Origin of the sequence: Candidatus Thiodiazotropha sp. LNASS1, assembly GCF_964212655.1 — a bacterium.
Taxonomy (GTDB): domain Bacteria; phylum Pseudomonadota; class Gammaproteobacteria; order Chromatiales; family Chromatiaceae; genus Thiodiazotropha.
In genome coordinates, this window is record NZ_OZ156465.1 from 1,835,636 (window position 1) to 1,854,810 (window position 19,175).

Here is a 19,175-nt window from a genome sequence, read left to right on the forward strand (position 1 = left end):
ATAATTATTCAAACCGTTGTTTCGGAAGTAATTATTCTGATTATTAGCATAGAGCTATTTAATCAAAAAATTAATGGTTATGTATATTTTTCACCATGGATAATGGACTAATCTGCCATACTGGCTCATGTGAACTGGATAGACTGAAGTGACGACAAGGCTGTTGACTCTTATAACACTCCTAGCACTTGGTTGTATAAATTTTGCGGCATTCGCAGAGCAACAACAAGGTGAAGAGAATTTACTGAAGGCAGCCTTTATTTTTAACTTCGCGAAATTCGCTCGCTGGCCAGATGGAATATGGTCGGAGGACAGGCCGTCATTAAAAATATGTTCCATTGGTTATGATGAATTGGCAAATACCCTCATCCGACTCAACGGCAAGACACTCAGAGAACATCCTGTACAAATCATGCAAAAACAGGAAACAGACCAATTGGATGTTTGTCATGTCCTGTATCTGGCCAATTCACTCAAGTACGAAGCGATTGAGATAACGGATTTACTTCAGGTTAAACCAATACTGACTGTCAGTGAAATACCGGGCTTTGCCGAATCAGGTGGAATGATCGAGCTCTACCAAAGAGACGGCCGGATACGATTCAAAGTCAACCTGCGTATTACCCGTGAGGCCGGATTGGATCTCAGCTCACGTCTGCTTAAACTGGCTATTGTTGTCGGCGGACCGTAATTATGTATCTATTACGAAATGCCTCAATAAAGCACAAGCTTGAAGCCATCATTCTGGTAACGACAGCATCTGTTCTGCTGCTCAGTTTATTATTATTCATGATAGTTGAGATAAACTCCGCCCGAGGAGAAACTGCGACCCGCCTGCAATCTCTTGCCATATTACTCGGTGCAAACAGCAGTGCTGCCATCACCTTCGATGATCAAAGTACCGCTAAAGATATATTGTCCACACTGTCAACACAAAAGGATGTTGTTGAAGCCACTATTTTTCTCAATAACGGCGAGTCCTTTGCCAGATACCAATCAGAGAATTACAAATCCACCTTGGATTTCAGTGATAACAGATCAGGGATTGGTTCCTATTTTAAGCTGGTTGCAATCAAAGAAAAGATCTTACTCGATGGCGAGAATATTGGTTATCTGCATATTGTCGGCGATATGAGTAGGGCCCATTCCCTCCTGCTTCATCAATCACTTATGGTTCTGGGTGTATTCATTGTCTCTATGCTGTTCGCATTCTGGCTCTCCAATCGTTTTCAAAGAGTGATCTCAAGGCCTGTACAACAACTGCTTCGCACCATGAAGAAGATCGCAGTCAAGAGAGATTTTTCCCACCGTGCAAAACGGCTGAGTAACGATGAATTGGGAAGTTTGGTCGATGGCTTTAATGCCATGCTTGACCGCATTCAGAGGCATGACAGTAAACTATCGGCATATCATCAGGATTTAGAACGCCAGGTGACCGAGAGAACACATCAGTTGAATACTGCAAAGAATGAAGCTGAGGCCGCCAGCCAGGCTAAGAGTGACTTTCTGGCCACCATGAGCCACGAGATTCGCACACCGATGAGCGGTGTCATTGGTTTCGGGCATTTATTGAAAAAAACAACTTTGAATGATCAGCAGAGAGAGTACGCAGACATTATCATCAGTTCTGCTCAAGGCTTACTTGAAATCATCGATGACATACTCAACTTTTCCAAGATGGAGGCTGGCAAAGTCACCCTGGAGTACAGTAATTTCGTCATGGAAAACCTGGCCCATGGTGTTGAGATACTATTTGCCCCCAAGGCCCTGGAGAAAGGTATCATCCTCACATCATCCGTTGCTGATGATGTACCACCACTACTCTATGGAGACCCTGCCAAAATACGCCAGGTACTCATCAACCTGGTCGGCAATGCAATAAAGTTCACCGACGAGGGTAGCATCAGCATCAAGATAGATAAAGAAGATCAACAGGGCGATGAGGTTACAATTCTCATCACTGTCAGTGATACGGGTATCGGTATCAGCCAACAACAGCAGTCCCAGCTTTTCCAACCTTTTCAACAGTGTGATGGCTCAATCACGCGTAATTATGGAGGAACCGGTCTCGGCTTGGTTATTGCTCAACGCCTTGTTGATCTAATGGAGGGTGAAATAACATTAACCAGCAAGCCTGACGAAGGATCGACTTTCGTTACCCGTATTCATCTGAATACGGCAAAGAAGGCAGAAGGCATTGAGCAATTACCAGACATACCCAATATTACGGCAAATCTGCTTGTACCACCGGATGGTATCGACAACACAGACTCGCTTTTCGATAAGTTGACTATTCTTGTTGTTGATGACAGTAATGTGAACCTGACATTGGCTAAGGCACTGCTACTCAAAAAAGGTGCGCAAGTAGTTGCGGCAACAAGCGCATTAGAGGCCCTGGAAGCAATCGACAGCCGGGAATTCAATCTCATCCTCATGGATTTGGAAATGCCTAAAATGAGTGGCATTGAGGCAACCAGAAAAATTCGTGAGACACATGATTCAAGACAGCTACCGATCGTTGCCGTTACAGCTCATGTGTTGCCTCAAAAAAAAGAGGATGTATTCGATGCAGGAATGGATGACTTGCTGACAAAACCCTATCTACCTGATCAGCTTTATAGAATCGTGAGTAAATGGACAGGGCACCTGTACAATCCGGCAGATGAGCAATTGCCCCATTCAAAGATCGACGGCGATTCAGCCATCTATGACCAACAGACGGCACTGGCCAGTGTCGCAAATGACAATAAGACTGCAGAACTGATACTTGATGAATTCCTTGAAATGCTACCAGGCTGTGAAGCCGCTTTGAAAGAGGCCTGTTCTGCAGGGGACCATACGGCCCTATACCAAACAGCCCACAAGCTGGAAGGTTCGGCCAGCACGAGTGGTGCCTCTTCAATATACGAGGAAGCAGTCACCCTGAGAACGGCATTAAAACAAAAATCAGTACAATCGGATCAGATCGACCGATGTGTCACCGCATTATTAGAGCAAACAGACCAATTCAGGCAATACTTTTCTAATAAGGTAAAACATTGATTGATCCATACGATGTACAACGCAAGGTATTCATTCCCAATATTCTGATACCAACAAATCTTTCAGCACACCAATATCCCGACATCAGCCGGGATTTTGGTGGGATTGATATGGACAAGAAACTGCGCGGCTACAGAGATCAATCCCAGTGATATCTGTTGTGGCGATGTGAAGAGTATTCATCATGATAGGCAATATAGCGGTCAATGCCATTACGCATATACTCTCTGATCAAGCGGCTGTTCTTGTCCAATTTACGCGTCAAATGGTTATACTCGCTGCGAGATAAGTAACCATCGTCCCGATACTCCCGTGATAAGCGGCGTATCTTACGATACCGCTTTTTGAGCTGCTTTGCTTCTTTGTGAGTCAGTCTGTCTCTGTCAATACCACGCTCGATTCTGTGATATTGCCGATCCATTCGCTTTTCGATCTTGTGCACCTTTTTATGGTCGCAATAATCTCCCCTGTGTGAACCTCCGGCATATGACGGTGCCGCCATAACAAGGCTAAGCGATACAGCAATCAGTGTAGTACGAACTAAATTCATGGTAGTTTCTCCCGTGATCAATATCTGTCAAGACTCAACTACAGAATATGCCGCCGATGCTGAACGAAAACTGAATGGGGCACTTGTTACCGCCAGATCGAAAAAGTGCCAATTCGACACTGGCAAGAAGCCACTCTATTGGTTATCCTCAGACCCGTTATCTCGACGTGTAGCGGGAACGGGATTGAATCAAGAATCTCGCACCACCCCCACATATATTTTCATTGCTCGCCGTCGCTTCGAGGGATGGATTGAATGAAGTGCATTAGAAATTGTATTTTTGGACTGTGCCTGATTGGCTGCAATCACACCGCAATGGCGGAAACCAGGTATGTTACGGATGAATTGCAACTCTCCCTGTTTGAGCTGATAAATTCCAAGGGCAAACTTCTGCAACGTCTGAATAGCGGCGCTGAACTTGAACTATTGCAACAAGAGGGCCTGTTCGCCAAGGTCCGCACAAAGGATGGTACTGAAGGCTGGACCAAGGCCGGCTTCCTTATCGAACGGAAGCCGGCACGCACCCAACTGATCGAACTCCAGCAACAACATCAAGCACTGACTTCGAGTCTGGAACAAAGTGAATCCGATCTGAAGAAAACCCGGAACGAGCTTGAGAATCTTAAACAGCAGGAACAGCAGGCCAACACTGAACTGCAGGATCAGTTGGCGAATACGGAAGGAGTCATCGCCGCGTTGGATAGGATACAGCAGGAAAATGAGGTGCTTCGCAATAGCCAAAGCCAGATGCATTCCGCCATACCATTGAACTGGGGATTGATTGCAGCCGGTATCAGTTTTGTGCTGGGAATTACTGCGGGCATCGCATTGTTCGACTATCGCAGTCGAAAACGCCACGGCGGTTATCGTATCTATTAGCTGCCACGCTCCAGGCAGCCGACCAGCCGTTCAACACTCGATGGCGTATTTTTTCATCCGATAAAGCAGTGTATCGCGACTGAGCCCCAGCATTCTTGCCGCTTTACTGCGGTTACCGAAGGTTTTATTCAATGCCTGTTCGATCAAGCTGGCCTCAAGCTCATCCATATTGAGACCCTGATCAGGCAACTGAAAGGTTCCGTCAGCCGATGCATGTTGGCTTGGGGTTGCGCGAAACTCTTGGGGCAGATTTTCCGTTTCGACTTTACGGCCGGAGAACAGGATCAACATACGCTCGGAGAAATTCCTGAGTTCTCGTACATTGCCAGGCCAATGATAACTGTTCAGCAATTTCATCACTGCCTTACTGTAGACCGGTGGACGAAGCTTGTAATTTGCCGCCAGTTCAGCGGTCAGACCTGAGAGGAGCAGATTCACATCACCCGGTCGCTGCCGCAAAGGTGGCAATTCGAGGGGCACGACATGCAGGCGGTAGTAGAGATCCCTGCGAAAGCCACCGTCATCGATCAACCGGCTCAGGTCACGGTTGGTTGCAGCGATTACCCGTACATCGACGCATTGGTTATTCGCCCTACCGACGGTTTGACACTCCCCTGTCTCCAAAAAGCGTAATAATTTCGCCTGAACCGCCAGCGGCAACTCGCCGATCTCGTCCAGAAAAAGGGTACCGCCATTGGCCGCCTGTACTTTTCCGATACTGTCGGTGGAAGCACCGGTGAAAGCACCCTTGCGGTGACCAAAAAGCTCGCTTTCGGCCAGTTGCGTCGGCAGTGCCGCACAGTTGACAGTTACGAAGGGTTTGTCGCGCCGTCGACTGTTCCGATGCAGCGCCTGTGCCAGTAACTCTTTACCAGTCCCGCTCTCACCGGAAACCAATACTGTGGCATCCGTCACTGATACAATGCGCATTGCCCTTAGCAAGGACTGAAATTCAGGGGCCTTTCCTAACATAACCGTCTCCATAGCTGTTCCACGACATTGTAAAACAGTTTTCCCATTGAGGAAAACAGGTTGGGAACCCCCTTCCCTCCAACGGTGCATCCTGAAACTCCCTGACTGTTGACCGTTTGGCATCTGGGGCCTGTTAGTTAAACACCTCTTTCACAATCTCAAGGAATCTTTTCGCCTGTGGTGACAGAAACTTACCACGGCGCAATACGATCCCGTAGCTGCGATCAGGAAAGTACTCACCCAGCGGAATGGTCGAGATCTGCTCTTCGCCTGTAAGACAGACATCCGTCACGATGGATATACCCAGACCGATCTCGACATATTTTTTTATCACTTCCCAACCACCGGCCTCTAGTGTGACGTTGTAGTTGGCATTATGCTGCTTGAATACCAGATCCACCATTCTCCATGTACTCAGATGGTGGGGTGGCAGGATAAGCCCATAGGGACTTATATCATGTAGCTGAATCGACTCCTTTTTTGCCAGGGGGTGGTCAAGCGGCGTAATCAAAACCGGTGCATAATTGACCACAGGCTGGTAGGTCACATCGTCAGGAATTTCCAACATCGAGCCTATCGCCAGATCCGTCTCATCCGCTCTCAACATGGCCATGCCATCGCGCCCTGTCACATTGTGCAGTTTCACCCTGATCCCCGGGTAGCGTTCGGCAAATCGACGAATGGGTTCAGGCAGGATATACAGAATGGTTGATTCGCCCGCAGCGATATTCAGTTCACCGCTCTCGAGTTTTCCACAAGAGGCGGCAAAGGTCTCCTGCAGTTTATCCATCCCCTCCACCAAGGGCTGGGAAAGCTTATAAAGGGTCTCCCCCTCCGGCGTCAGCTTGATTTTCGGCCCTCTACGCTCGAACAGAACCGTTTCCAATTCACGCTCAAGTGCCTGGATCTGCAGTGAAACTGTCGGCTGACTCAAATAGAGTCTCTCCGCTGCCTCACTGATCGACCCTGTCTGTGCCGCATGGCAAAAGGCACGCAGTTGCTTCAACCGGTTTTGCTTATAATGAATCTGTGGTGTTCCAGCCATGTCAGCCATCCAGTAGTATTAAGTAAATCAATACTAGATGTAAGAGCTACCAATGGCAATAATAAATAAATAGCGCTATTTATCGGATCGACTCGCAATATGACCCGAGATTTCGCTATTCTTAACCGCTGGACCGGAATGGAAAGATTGTTCCAACACTATCTACAGGTAAATAAACAGAGGTATCCATGCAGAAGCCCCAGCTGAAACAGGACCCCATGTATCAACTTCTTAAAGAGGGGAAAGTCCAGGAGTTCAATCAACGACGAGCCGCCGGTGAGACGTGCGACCTGCGGAATGCCGATTTAAGAGGCATCGATTTAAGGGACATGGATGCGCGAGACCTGGATATGTCCGGCGCCTATCTGCGCCATGCAGACCTGCGGGGACTTAATCTCAGCGAAACCAATCTTGAAGGTGCAAGCATAAACAGCGCAAAGATTTCGGGCACCTATTTCGCATCGACACTCTCTGCCGAGGAGATCACACTTTCACTGGTGCACGGTACGCGCCTGCGCAATCGTTGATCCGCCAATTATCAAGCCGGATTCTTGGCTGATTCACTCTGAATCGAGAACCGGAAAGCGGACGATCAAGGGCAGTCAGTGGTCTGAGTCGATTTGGGCAAGGATGTTCCTTGCCACCAGGCGTTGATCCGCATTACCCTCCTCAAGTAGTTCATACAGCAGTTCCCTGGCCTTTTCCACTTCCCCGCTGTCTCTGTATTCCTGCACTTGCCGGAGTTTACTCTCGCCACTGTCGATCTCTGTCTCGGCCTCTTCCTGTTCATCCGTCTCGATGGCGTCCAGCTCTGCCTCCATCTCCTCATCGGTAAGGGGCACGAAACGGTCCGGATCCACATAGTCGCCTGCGGGATCGATATCCCTGCCGACCACATCATCCTGCTGCTTCCCGTGATACTCCTCCCCGTCTGGTGCGGCCGATGCGGCCACCGCCTCATCAGGCAGATTATCGGTGTGCTCCTTGGGACGGTTGACAAAACCTTTAGAAAAGATGAGGCCCAATTCGAACAATACCCACATGGGCAGGGCCAGCAAGGTCTGTGAGATGACATCCGGCGGAGTCAGAAACATACCGACCACAAAGGCCCCAACGATCACAAATGGGCGTTTGTGGCGCAGCTTTTCCGGTGTGGTGATGCCCATCCAGACAAGAATAATGGTTGCAATCGGCACCTCGAATGCGACCCCGAAGGCAAAGAAGAGGGTCATCACAAAATCGAGATAACTACCCATATCGGTCGCCACTTCGACGCCATCGGGCGCGGTGCCGGCCAAAAACGTAAATACCAAAGGAAAGACGACAAAATAGGCAAAGGCCATTCCGAGATAGAAGAGCAAAGTGCTGGAGACCAGTAGCGGCATGACCAGCTTCTTTTCATGGCGATAGAGACCAGGGGCCACAAAGGCCCAAAACTGATAGAGGATAAAGGGTACCGCAATGAATATCGCCAGCTGCAGACTCAATTTAAAGGGTATCAGAAAGGGATCGATGGGCTTGGTGGAGATCATCGTACTGCCTTCCGGCAGTGCTGCGCGCATCGGACCCGCGATGGCGCTGTAGAGGTCATTGGCGAAAGGGAACAGCACCAGGAATACTGCCAGCACGACCAGCACCATGCGCAACACACGATCGCGCAATTCGATCAGATGGGAGACCAGGGGCTGTTCCTTGGTTGTGGTATCGGGGGTGTTCTGCGCCGACATCTCTATTGCTTAGCTTTTATTGTCGGACTCTTGTTGGCTTTCGAGAGCATCCTGACTCTGTTTTACCTGCGTGGCTGTTTCTTGTTTGATCTCATTGAGATCCTTCCGGGTCTCCTCAACGATCTCATGGACCGGATTGGCGAGAGTTGCCTGTTTCTCGATGACCTCCCGCAGCTCTTCCGCCTTGATCTCTTTATCGATATCAGCCTTCACATTGGCAATGAACCGGCGCCCACGGCCAAGCCACAAACCCGCCGTGCGGGCAACCTTGGGCAGACGTTCAGGACCGATCACTATCAATGCCACAAGGGCGATGATTGTCAGTTCCCAGAAACCAACGTCAAACATGGTATTTTCTCATCAATCCAGAGTGCGAAACCGGGTTTTCAGCTCTTGTCACTCTCCTTGGAGGTGACTTCACCATCGACTACTGTGCCCGACTCCGATTTCTCAATCTGCTCATTGGCCTTATTCTCTTCCTGTTTTTCACCGTCCTTCATCGCGCCTTTGAATCCCTTGATGGCCCCGCCCAGGTCGGAACCGATATTTTTCAACCGCTTGGTGCCGAACAACAGCAGGACTATGGCAAGAACAATCAACAGTTGCCAGATACTGATACCACCAAAACCCATAATCTTCTCCACTCACCGGCATTGCCGGCATATAATTTAACCCGAATCAAGGCTTCAGGTTGTTATGTGTTCATCATATCCGCCCTCAGGGGCGATATATTGTCTGATCAAGACTGGGATCATACCCCAGATAACGACCTTCTGTCTCCAGAGCTATTCGACCCGTTGCGCCTTCTCCTCAAGCCCCGAAAGACCGAAACGACGCTCAAGCTCCTGCAGCACATGCGCTGGGCTCAATCCCTGGTGAGCCAGTAACACCAGGGTATGAAACCAAAGATCGGCGGTCTCATAGACAATCTTCTCCGGGTCACCGTCCTTGGCCGCCATGACTGTTTCGGTCGCCTCTTCGCCGACCTTCTTCAGGATGGCATCGAGCCCTTTGGCATACAATTTCGCCACATAGGAGCTGTCGGGCTCGGCCTGCTTTCGCTGTTCCAGAATCTCAGCCAACTGTTGCAGTACGTCACTCATGAAACACCCTCATACGATTAATCATATATTTCACGGGGATCTTTGAGTATCGGTTCCACCTCCACCCAGACATCATCCTGAAGTTCGCGATAAAAACAGTTATGCCTGCCAGTATGACAAGCAATACCGCCTTTCTGCTCCACTTCCAGCAGAATCACATCGCCATCGCAATCGATCCGGATCGCCTGCACTCTCTGTTGATGCCCGGACTCTTCGCCCTTGTGCCAAAGCTTCTTCCGGGAGCGGGACCAATAGACAGCATGTCCGCTCTCCTTGGTGAGTCGCAATGCCTCGGCGTTCATCCAGGCCATCATCAGCAGCTTGCCGCTACCGACTTCCTGCGCGATTGCCGGCACCAGACCGTCACGATCCCATTTCACCGCGTCCAGCCAACTCATAACCTCACCTCAATGGCTTGATCCCGCATATACCGTTTGGCCTCGCCGACCGAGTATTCGGCAAAGTGAAAGATGCTGGCCGCCAATACGGCATCCGCCCCTCCCTGTTTTACGCCATCCACCAGATGCTGCAGATTGCCGACACCGCCTGACGCGATCACCGGAATCGGCACGCTATCGACAATCGCCCTCGTCAGTGCATTGTCAAAACCGATCTTGGTGCCATCCCGATCCATACTGGTCAATAGAATTTCTCCGGCACCATAGTCACTCATGCGTTGCGCCCATTCAATGGCATCGAGCCCGGTCGGTTTGCGCCCGCCATGGGTGAAGATCTCCCATTTCAGGGGTTCACCCTCGCCACTCACCTGCTTGGCGTCGATCGCCACCACGATACATTGCGATCCGAACCGCTCGGTGGCCTCTTTGACGAACTCTGGATTGAAGACCGCTGCGGTATTGATGGCCACCTTATCGGCACCCGCATTGAGCATGCGTCGGATATCGTCCGCACAGCGAATCCCACCACCGACGGTCAAAGGAATGAAGACTTCGCTGGCCACCTGTTCGACAACGTGCACAATGGTCTCGCGATCGTCTGAGCTGGCGGTAATGTCGAGAAAGGTGATCTCGTCGGCACCCTCCTCGTTATAACGTCGCGCCACCTCGACCGGATCACCGGCATCGCGGATATCGACAAACTTCACGCCCTTGACCACACGGCCGGCATCCACGTCGAGGCAGGGGATGATACGTTTGGCTAACATGATGTCTCTAATTTTGAATAGTGAATTTTACGATAGTTCATCCGCCAGCTTTTGGCCGGTCACCAGATCGAGTGTGCCCTCGTAGATTGCCCGACCGGTGATTGCCCCCATTATATTTGTCGTATCTGCCTTGCAAAGCGCCTCGATATCACCAATATGAGTGATTCCACCTGAAGCAATCACCGGTATGGTAATCGCATTCGCCAGCGCAGCTGTTGCTTCGATATTGGGCCCTGACAGCATACCGTCGCGGCCGATATCGGTGTAAACAATGGCGGAGACACCGGCATCCTGAAAACGCCGGGCAAGTTCAGTCACTTCCTGGTCGGTGACTTCGGCCCATCCGTTGATGGCGACCATGCCGGAAATGGCATCGAGTCCGACGATCACGTGCCCTGGGAAGGCCTTACAGGCGCGGGCCACAAATTCCGGCTCCTTCACGGCCTGGGTGCCGATAATACAATAGCTGACACCGGCACCCAGATAGGCCTCGATCGTGGCTTCGTCGCGAATCCCGCCACCCACCTGAATCGGCAGGTCAGGGTAGGCGTTGGCGATGGAACGGATCGCACTCCCGTTTACCGGTTCACCGGCAAAGGCACCGTTGAGATCGACCAGATGCAGACGGCGAGCGCCCTCTTCAACCCAGCGCGTCGCCATCTCCAGGGGGTTGTCCGAAAACACGGTATCATCTTCCATGCGACCCTGGCGCAGCCTGACACATTGGCCATCCTTCAGATCAATAGCGGGTATTAACAGCACGATTTCATTCCCATGTCTTTTGGATGCGGCAAACCGCACCCTACATATAATTTATTAGGTCGGGTGCGGCTTGCCGCACTATGAATCCCTGGTTAGCATGAGATTCAGGTACAACCCCCAAACCCATCATGTCGGATTCCATCCGATGAAGTTGCGCAGCAGTTGCAATCCTGCATCCGCACTCTTTTCCGGATGAAACTGTACCGCGAAAAGATTTCTGTCAGCGATGGCGCTGGCGAAGCGGACACCGTAATCCGTGGTCGCGGCCACCAGCGCCTGTTGTTCAGGATCGACATAGTAACTGTGTACGAAATAGAAGCGGCTATCCTGCCCGATACCGGTCCAAAGGGGATGATCATAGCCCTGATGCACCTGATTCCATCCCATATGCGGTATCTTCAATGCCTCGCCGTCAGGCGCTGTGCCCCCGGGGAATCGCCGCACCCGTCCCTCTATCAGACCCATCAGCTCGGTGCCGTTATTCTCTTCACTGAATTCCAGCAGCACCTGCTGACCCATACAGATTCCAAGGAAGGGTTTGCTCTGGGCGGCATCCAGTACGGCCCGGTTGAGGTGATGATCGGAGATTGCCGCCATACAATCTCTGGCCGCGCCCTGTCCCGGAAATACTACCCGGTCGGATGCGAGGATCAGTTCCGGATCGTCAGTGACCAAAACCTCGTCATTGCCTGCCGCTACATGTTCAACCGCCTTGGCGACAGAACGCAGATTGCCCATACCGTAGTCGATCACGGTGATACGTTGTGTCATCGTTACACCTGTGAACCGCTATAGACTACCCTTTGTAGAGGGTATTCGTTGCGCCATCCGGCGATCTGTCTCCAACGCCATGCGCAGGGCCCGGCCGAACGCCTTGAACACAGTTTCAGCCTGATGGTGGGCATTGCTGCCACGCAGGTTGTCGATGTGCAGGGTCACACCGGCATGATTCACCAGTCCCTGAAAAAACTCCTGAAACAGATCGACGTCGAACTCACCGATGCGTGCCCTTGCGAACGCGAGATTGTAGACCAGGCCAGGTCTCCCGGAAAAATCGATCACCACCCGAGACAGTGCCTCGTCCAAAGGCACATAGGCGTGACCGTAACGATAGATACCCTTTTTGTCGCCAACCGCTTTGGCCAGGGCCTGTCCCAGGGAGATACCCACATCCTCCACCGTGTGATGGGCGTCGATGTGCAGATCACCTTTCGCTGTAATGCTGAGATCGATCAGTCCGTGACGGGCAACCTGATCCAGCATGTGATCGAGAAAAGGGACGCCAGTATCAAAAGAGGCTTCACCTGTTCCATCCAGATTGAGTGAAACAGTAATCTGGGTTTCCAAGGTATTGCGCTCAATCTGCGCGGTACGCTGCATTATAATGACTCCGGTATTGTCCGATCAGAAATATTAACAAAACTGTGGCTGTCACTTGTATCCACCCGACACAGCCTTACGACAGATCAGAGGCCAACGATACACAGTCGAGAGCCTCGCACACATGAGCCCACACTCATAAGAAACCGCTTATTTTAGTGGAAAACTTCTGAAAAGACAGCGCCGGTTTATCGGCTTCCACACAAATGCCGGTGAATGGGTCTGTCTGAGGCAGCCAAACGGCACTAGGGCCTGTCAACACTAACCCGATCGGTCCTAGAAGAGCTCAGCCTCGACTTCCAGGTAAGCAAGACTGATATGCCGTCCGACGTTTCGCTGAAAATCGACCCAGTCGTGAAAGTCATGCAACGATTCAATAATCAGAGGATTCATCTCAAAATCACTAAGACCCTCTTCATAGTGCTTTGCGACCTCACTTTTCAGGGTGTCTAAATAGCTGAGATAGGTCTCCGGTACCTCACGGCCACCTGTCTTGCCGTGACCGGGAACAAAGACCTCGGCCCGGGTCCCCAAAGCACGTTCGATAGCGGCGATATTACCTGTGAAGGTGGCGTGATCCATTCGACCCATACGTTTGCTCAGGACATTGTCACCGAGAAAAAGCACCTTGTGTCGCGGTAATTCAATCATGATATCCGAGTGGCTGTGTGCCTTTGCTTCATAATGGATGCGCAAGGTCACACCGCCAAGGGCCATCTCATCACCGTGTGCCGTGGAACGGTCGGGCGGCACCTCGACCGTGCCTGCAACCGCACCTTCCGTCATACGCATCAGGGTGGCGAGAAAAGCCTTGCCATCGCCCTTTTCCACCAATCGGCGCATCTCTTCATGACCATAGATCGCCACATCGGGAAATGCCTCGCGTATTGCCTGATTGGCAAACCAATGATCGCCGTGGATATGGGTATTGAATACTGCAACCACAGGAAGATCGCTCAATTTACTGATCTGTCGCAGTACCATCTCCCCCGTCTGGACGCTCGATCCCGGATCGATGACGACCACCCCTTTGTCACCTATCACAAAACCCGGGTTATTCATGAAACCCTGATTCTCCACCGATGGCACACCCAGCGGGCCATGTATGACATAAACTCCGTCCGCTATCCTGTCCGCGGGGTAATCAGGGACTGCGGGACCGCGCTCATCGGCGATGGCGTATGAAGAGAACAGGATTGAGATAAACAACAATTGGGGGAGGTACCTGATCAGCATAATTTTGAGTTCACCTGTTTGCCACTGTTAAAGACACTATAGAAATCAACAACTCAACATTCCAGCCAAAACGTCACCGGACCATTATTGATGAGGGCCACCTGCATATCAGCGCCAAAAATACCACAGGCCACCGGTTGGTGCAGTGCTTGCGCGCTCTCAGTCAAATAGGAAAACAGATGTTTTCCCACTTCCGGATCGGCGGCGCTGGAAAACCCCGGTCGCATACCCTTTTTTGTATCGGCCGCCAGGGTAAACTGAGGAATCAGCAGCAAACCACCCTGAATATCCCTCAGGCTCAAGTTCATACGGCCGGTCTCATCGTTGAAGACACGGTACCCCAGCAATCGTTCAAGCAGGCGATCGGCTTTGCCGCTATCATCGTTTTTCTGAATCCCTACCAGCACGGCCAGTCCCCGGTCGATCTCAGCAACCGGTTCACCGTCGATATGCACGCTTGCCTCATTCACCCGCTGCAGCAGCCCGATCACGGCAACTCCTTTGCAAATCTGTCCGTTGCCTCGATCAAGGCACTGCGGATACCGGGTTCCGCCGCGGAGTGGCCGGCATCCCCGATTACTTTCAGTTCACTGCCCGGCCAGGCGTGATGGAGTTCCCAAGCGGAGGTCATGGGGCAGATAAGATCATAGCGCCCTTGCACAATGACACCTGGTATATCCGCCAGCCTATCGCTCTCCAGCAACAATTGATTGGGGCGCAGGAAGGCATGATTGACAAAATAGTGGCACTCGATGCGGGCCAGACTCAAGGCTGTGTGAGGATCTGAAAAAAAACTGACCACCGCAGGGTTTGGATGGAGGCTGGCAGTGCGGCCTTCCCATACCGACCACGCCTTGGCAGCCGCCATTCGATCAATATCGTTCTCGCCGCTAAGGCGGCGTTGATAGGCGTGTAACAGGTCGTCCCGTTCCTGTTGTGGGATCGGGGCGATGAAATCCTCCCAATAATCCGGAAAGACACGGCTTGCCCCATGCTGATAGAACCAACGGATCTCCTCATCACGGCAGAGAAAGATGCCCCTGAGGACCATCCCTGTGACCCGATCCGGGTTGGATTGAGCATAGGCAAGTGCGAGTGTCGATCCCCAGGAACCGCCGAACAATAACCATTGCTCGATGTTCAGCTGCTGGCGAATTCTTTCGATATCACCCACCAGGTCCCAGGTGGTGTTGGCTTCCAACGAGGCATGCGGTGTGGAGTGGCCACAGCCACGTTGATCGAAGAGCACGACCCGATAGTGATCGGGATTGAAAAAACGGCGGTGATAGGGTTCACAGCCGGCCCCCGGGCCACCATGGAGAAACAGCACCGGAATCCCATCCGGCTTGCCAACCTGCTCAACGTAGAGTCGATGGCCGTTATCCACAGGCAGCATTTGCGATGTGAACGGTTCAATGGCTGGATACAGGTCTTTCATCAATATTCATGTCGCCATGTAGGAAAAATCCTACATCGATTAGAGAAAAATCTCACAAACAATATGTGCGGAATCCCACAGTAAAAGTTACATTTTGTGTCATTATTAAGTTGTCGTCATCAGGGATGTACACCAAGGACATAGAGCTCAGGAGAGCACAGGGACGATTAGCTTAGCCAACCAAGCCGACGACTATAAGCCCAACTGCAAGGAATGCGGTTGGGCTTCTTCTTTTATACATGACTGACATTACCTCAGACCCGCCATTCTGCCAAACCCGAAATTAATAAACGTATCCGATCCAGGATCTGTTGCCTTGCCCTACAACTCCCGTGATGCACGTTTGCGCTCATGCTCCCTGAGGTGCTTTTTGCGCAACCTGATGGCACCCGGAGTGACTTCCACCAGTTCGTCATCCTCAATGAACTCCAACGCCTGCTCGAGGCTATATTGCAGCGGGGGCGTCAGAATGATTGAGTCGTCCTTTCCGGCGGCCCGAATGTTGGTTAATTGCTTGCCTTTCAGAGGATTAACCACCAGATCGTTTTCCCGGGAGTTGATACCCACTATCTGCCCCTCATAGACATCATCACCCGGCGAGGCGAAAAGCCTGCCTCGCTCCTGGAGGTTAAATAGGGCATATCCAAGCACCTTACCCTGGCCATTGGCGATTAAAACGCCGTTTTTCCTCGCGGCTATCCCCCCTTGTTGGGTGGGACCATAGTGATCGAAAACATGGTAGATCAACCCGGTGCCTGAAGTGGTGGTCATAAATTCGGTCTGAAAACCGATCAATCCCCGGGAGGGTATGATGTAGTCGAGTCGGACTCTTCCTTTGCCATCCGGCACAATATCCTTGAGTTCACCCTTGCGCGCGCCCAGTGCCTCCATGATGCTGCCCTGATCCTTCTCCTCCACATCCACGGTCAACTGCTCGTAAGGCTCGCAAACCTCTCCCTCGACTTCGCGAAAGATGACCTCCGGCCGGGATACGGCCAGTTCATAACCCTCACGGCGCATGTTCTCGATCAAGACCGAAAGATGCAGTTCACCCCGCCCGGAAACCTTGAACTTCTCCGGGTCTGTCCCTTCCTCGACCCGCAGTGCCACATTGTGAATCAGCTCTCGCTCGAGGCGCTCTTTAAGTTGTCTGGAGGTGAGATATTTACCTTCCAGTCCGGCAAAGGGCGAGGTATTGACCTGAAAGGTCATTGAGACGGTGGGCTCATCCACGGACAGTGGAGGCATCGCTTCTACATGCTCCGGATCGCAGAGGGTGTCGGAGACATTGGGCGCCTCCAGTCCGCTGATGGCAATGATGTCTCCGGCGCTGGCTTGGTCGACCTCGAAGCGCTCCAGACCGAGGTAACCGTAGACTATCCCTATCTTGCCGCGGTGCTGTTCTCCATCATATTTCACCACGGTGACCTGTTGATTGGGTTTCACCGTACCGCAGGTCACTCTCCCCACCGCGATCGCCCCGACATAGCTGTTGTAGTCCAGATTGGAGATCTGCATCTGGAAGGGACCGTCCGGATCGACTTCAGGCGCCGGGCAGTGATTGACAATCGTTTCGAACAGCGGCCGCATGTCGCCCTGATTCACCTGACTCTCCAGACCTGCGTAACCATTGACCGCCGAGGCGTAGATGATGGGGAAATCGAGCTGCTCGTCAGTCGCACCGAGACGGTCGAACAACTCAAATACCTGATCGATAACCCAGTCGGGTCTCGCCCCCGGTTTATCGATCTTGTTCACCACCACAATGGGTCGCAGGCCGTGCTTGAACGCCTTCTGGGTGACGAACCGGGTCTGTGGCATGGGGCCTTCCTGGGCATCCACCAGCAATAGTACGGAATCGACCATTGACAGCACACGCTCCACCTCACCACCAAAATCGGCATGTCCAGGTGTATCGACGATATTGATACGATATTCCTTCCAGCGGATGGCCGTGTTCTTAGACAGGATAGTGATACCCCGTTCCCTCTCCTGATCGTTGGAGTCCATGACGCGCTCGACATTGCCAAAACGCTCACCCAGGGTTCCAGACTGTTTCAACAGTTCATCCACAAGTGTGGTTTTGCCATGATCGACATGCGCGATAATGGCGATATTTCTTAGATTCTCGATCACTGAAACAGCCCGTCCGGAGTAAAAAAAGATGGCGGATTATACCCTTATCACGAAAATTATCTTTTTATTTTTTATAATATATTTTAATTCAATGAGTTACAGAGCATTCTGAAGAGTAATAGTTATCATCTATCGACAACCCCTTTTCATTTCATAACTTTCAGAATTACCCACAAGTTCTGTGGATAACATTGTTGATAAATCCTGAAAACCACCCTCAAAGGCAGATAAAACGGGGGAATTCATTAAATCGTAAAAAAAATGAACAATTTGTTGTTAGCCTTTAAAAACATAGAGTTAGATTGATATATAAGGCCCGTGCCCAACCTTGGTTCAGGTAAATGTCTGAGTCAATCCCTCAACCTTTCCCTATGTGCACAGTTTATTATTATGATCTCGGCAAAAGCCTGTCTGTGGGTAATGAGGAAGCTCCTCTAGCAAAATGCGATCACAACTCCAGCTACCTCCGTGTAGATATAACCTGCAATGCGATTATCCAGGTCATACTGCTTATTCCTCGTTACTCCGCGATTGGCTCTTTTTCAGACACGACGGTAAGAAACACAAGAAAAATAACAGGTGCTAGTTAAACAGTTACTAATAATCAAATAGATTGGACTTCTTCTAAAGCTTGCACTCTGGGAAGAATATGGACAGGATAGAGCGAGACGCAACCTGAGCAAAAAATAAAGCCGGGGTTGGAATTTCAACACCAATACCTACGAGTTGCGCGACTTAAAACAAGCAGAAAATGAAGTAGAACCATCCATGAACTCATCCGACCTTGCTCCGCTCCGTGAACATTTGGCTTCGCGTGTCATCGGCCAGACCAGTTTTATCGAAAGTATGTTGATCTGTCTTCTCAGTGACGGCCATCTACTCATCGAGGGTTTGCCCGGCCTTGCTAAAACCACTGCCGTAAAGGCCCTGGCGGAGGCCATTGAAGGCGATTTTCACCGTGTCCAGTTTACACCTGATCTTCTGCCGTCCGACCTCATCGGTACCGATATCTATCGCCATGAAAAGGGTGAGTTCGAATTCCGTCAGGGGCCGCTGTTCCACAATATCCTGCTTGCGGACGAGGTCAACCGGGCACCGGCCAAGGTACAGTCGGCGTTACTGGAGGCGATGGGAGAACAACAGATCACGGTAGGTCAGACAACCTACCCGCTGCCCTCGTTTTTTATGGTACTGGCAACCCAGAACCCGGTTGAGCAGGAAGGCACCTATCACCTGCCGGAGGCCCAACTCGACCGTTTTCTGATGCAGGCCAATGTGGATTACCCGAATCGGGCAGAGGAGCTTGAGATTCTGGACTTGGACAGTGCCCAGCAAAAACAGAAACCGACACCACCAGACAAACCATTGACGCAAAAGAAGCTGACATCAATTCGCCAACAGGTGGCCGAACTCTACCTCGATCCGAAGCTCAACAGCTATATCGTCGACCTGGTCCAGGCAAGCCGGGATCCCAAGGCCTATGATAAGGACCTGGCCCGCTGGTGTCGCTTCGGCGCTTCGCCTCGCGCCAGTATCGCATTGGCAAGATGCGCACGCGCCAAGGCCTGGCTGGACGACGAAGAATTCGTCGCTCCCCACCACATTCAAGCCGTTGCCCCGGCCATTCTTCGACACCGCATCCTGCTGACCTTCGAAGCGGAGGCCGAAGGCATCACTACTGACGATTTTCTCTCCCGCCTGTTGGATATGGTTGCCATTCCCTAACCTGCAGGGCGCCGT

General features: G+C 51.3%; 21 protein-coding genes. 5 read left to right on the top strand and 16 right to left on the bottom strand.

Going from position 1 to position 19,175, the window contains the following annotated elements; all coding sequences use genetic code 11:
• Positions 1-148: 148 nt before the first annotated feature.
• Both AB8516_RS07985 and AB8516_RS07990 read left to right on the top strand, forming a co-directional pair.
• A complete protein-coding gene (locus tag AB8516_RS07985; RefSeq protein ID WP_369159658.1) occupies positions 149-691 on the top strand; it encodes a YfiR family protein in 543 nt (180 codons plus the stop codon).
• Between the two features lie 2 nt (positions 692-693).
• Positions 694-3,042 carry an ATP-binding protein gene (locus AB8516_RS07990; RefSeq protein WP_369159660.1) on the top strand — a complete coding sequence of 783 codons (2,349 nt, stop codon included), beginning with the start codon at positions 694-696 and terminating at the stop codon, positions 3,040-3,042.
• Positions 3,043-3,181: 139 nt separating this feature from the next.
• Here AB8516_RS07990 and AB8516_RS07995 read toward each other — a convergent pair whose 3' ends face one another.
• Positions 3,182-3,592, bottom strand: a complete 411-nt coding sequence (locus AB8516_RS07995; RefSeq protein WP_369159662.1) for a hypothetical protein — start codon at positions 3,590-3,592, stop codon at positions 3,182-3,184.
• A gap of 315 nt (positions 3,593-3,907) precedes the next feature.
• Here AB8516_RS07995 and AB8516_RS08000 point away from each other — a divergent pair, with 315 nt between their 5' ends.
• Positions 3,908-4,471, top strand: coding sequence for a TIGR04211 family SH3 domain-containing protein (locus AB8516_RS08000; RefSeq protein ID WP_369159664.1), 564 nt, complete (start codon positions 3,908-3,910; stop codon positions 4,469-4,471).
• A gap of 30 nt (positions 4,472-4,501) precedes the next feature.
• On the opposite strand, the gene AB8516_RS08005 is transcribed toward AB8516_RS08000, so the two are convergent.
• Complete coding sequence (locus AB8516_RS08005; protein WP_369159666.1) at positions 4,502-5,443, bottom strand: sigma-54 interaction domain-containing protein; 942 nt, start codon at positions 5,441-5,443, stop codon at positions 4,502-4,504.
• Positions 5,444-5,576: 133 nt separating this feature from the next.
• Positions 5,577-6,488, bottom strand: a complete 912-nt coding sequence (locus tag AB8516_RS08010; protein ID WP_369159668.1) for a LysR family transcriptional regulator — start codon at positions 6,486-6,488, stop codon at positions 5,577-5,579.
• A gap of 188 nt (positions 6,489-6,676) precedes the next feature.
• Here AB8516_RS08010 and AB8516_RS08015 point away from each other — a divergent pair, with 188 nt between their 5' ends.
• Positions 6,677-7,015 (top strand): pentapeptide repeat-containing protein, encoded by a 339-nt coding sequence (locus AB8516_RS08015; RefSeq protein WP_069119989.1) that lies wholly within the window; start codon positions 6,677-6,679, stop codon positions 7,013-7,015.
• Positions 7,016-7,090: 75 nt separating this feature from the next.
• Here AB8516_RS08015 and tatC read toward each other — a convergent pair whose 3' ends face one another.
• The 13 genes from tatC to typA form a co-directional block, all read right to left on the bottom strand.
• Positions 7,091-8,215 carry a twin-arginine translocase subunit TatC gene (gene tatC / locus AB8516_RS08020; protein WP_108292680.1) on the bottom strand — a complete coding sequence of 375 codons (1,125 nt, stop codon included), beginning with the start codon at positions 8,213-8,215 and terminating at the stop codon, positions 7,091-7,093.
• A gap of 9 nt (positions 8,216-8,224) precedes the next feature.
• Positions 8,225-8,563, bottom strand: coding sequence for a Sec-independent protein translocase protein TatB (gene tatB / locus AB8516_RS08025; RefSeq protein WP_108292682.1), 339 nt, complete (start codon positions 8,561-8,563; stop codon positions 8,225-8,227).
• 38 nt (positions 8,564-8,601) lie between these two features.
• The gene (tatA, locus tag AB8516_RS08030; protein WP_108292684.1) at positions 8,602-8,847 is read right to left on the bottom strand and encodes a Sec-independent protein translocase subunit TatA; all 246 of its coding nucleotides are present in this window, start codon (positions 8,845-8,847) and stop codon (positions 8,602-8,604) included.
• A 153-nt stretch (positions 8,848-9,000) separates the two neighbouring features.
• Positions 9,001-9,318 carry a phosphoribosyl-ATP diphosphatase gene (locus tag AB8516_RS08035; RefSeq protein ID WP_108292686.1) on the bottom strand — a complete coding sequence of 106 codons (318 nt, stop codon included), beginning with the start codon at positions 9,316-9,318 and terminating at the stop codon, positions 9,001-9,003.
• Positions 9,319-9,335: 17 nt separating this feature from the next.
• Positions 9,336-9,716, bottom strand: coding sequence for a phosphoribosyl-AMP cyclohydrolase (gene hisI, locus AB8516_RS08040; protein ID WP_069119956.1), 381 nt, complete (start codon positions 9,714-9,716; stop codon positions 9,336-9,338).
• Positions 9,713-10,483: an imidazole glycerol phosphate synthase subunit HisF gene (gene hisF / locus AB8516_RS08045; protein ID WP_369159673.1), complete on the bottom strand. Its 771-nt coding sequence runs from the start codon at positions 10,481-10,483 to the stop codon at positions 9,713-9,715. Before hisF ends, hisI begins: the two co-directional genes overlap by 4 nt.
• A 27-nt stretch (positions 10,484-10,510) precedes the next feature.
• Positions 10,511-11,245, bottom strand: coding sequence for a 1-(5-phosphoribosyl)-5-[(5-phosphoribosylamino)methylideneamino]imidazole-4-carboxamide isomerase (gene hisA, locus AB8516_RS08050; protein ID WP_369159675.1), 735 nt, complete (start codon positions 11,243-11,245; stop codon positions 10,511-10,513).
• A 126-nt stretch (positions 11,246-11,371) separates the two neighbouring features.
• Positions 11,372-12,016 (bottom strand): imidazole glycerol phosphate synthase subunit HisH, encoded by a 645-nt coding sequence (gene hisH, locus AB8516_RS08055; RefSeq protein WP_369159677.1) that lies wholly within the window; start codon positions 12,014-12,016, stop codon positions 11,372-11,374.
• Between the two features lie 18 nt (positions 12,017-12,034).
• Positions 12,035-12,628: an imidazoleglycerol-phosphate dehydratase HisB gene (hisB, locus tag AB8516_RS08060; RefSeq protein ID WP_369163245.1), complete on the bottom strand. Its 594-nt coding sequence runs from the start codon at positions 12,626-12,628 to the stop codon at positions 12,035-12,037.
• Positions 12,629-12,901: 273 nt separating this feature from the next.
• On the bottom strand, positions 12,902-13,861 hold the full coding sequence (locus AB8516_RS08065) for an MBL fold metallo-hydrolase (protein ID WP_369159679.1): 960 nt from the start codon (positions 13,859-13,861) through the stop codon (positions 12,902-12,904).
• Between the two features lie 53 nt (positions 13,862-13,914).
• Positions 13,915-14,352, bottom strand: coding sequence for a D-aminoacyl-tRNA deacylase (gene dtd / locus AB8516_RS08070; protein WP_369159681.1), 438 nt, complete (start codon positions 14,350-14,352; stop codon positions 13,915-13,917).
• Entirely contained in the window at positions 14,349-15,299 is a 951-nt protein-coding gene (gene pip, locus AB8516_RS08075; protein WP_369159683.1) for a prolyl aminopeptidase, read from the bottom strand. Before pip ends, dtd begins: the two co-directional genes overlap by 4 nt.
• A gap of 321 nt (positions 15,300-15,620) precedes the next feature.
• Positions 15,621-17,435 (bottom strand): translational GTPase TypA, encoded by a 1,815-nt coding sequence (gene typA / locus AB8516_RS08080; RefSeq protein WP_369159685.1) that lies wholly within the window; start codon positions 17,433-17,435, stop codon positions 15,621-15,623.
• A 768-nt stretch (positions 17,436-18,203) separates the two neighbouring features.
• Here typA and AB8516_RS08085 point away from each other — a divergent pair.
• Complete coding sequence (locus tag AB8516_RS08085) at positions 18,204-19,160, top strand: MoxR family ATPase (RefSeq protein ID WP_108292702.1); 957 nt, start codon at positions 18,204-18,206, stop codon at positions 19,158-19,160.
• The last annotated feature ends 15 nt before the right edge of the window (positions 19,161-19,175 follow it).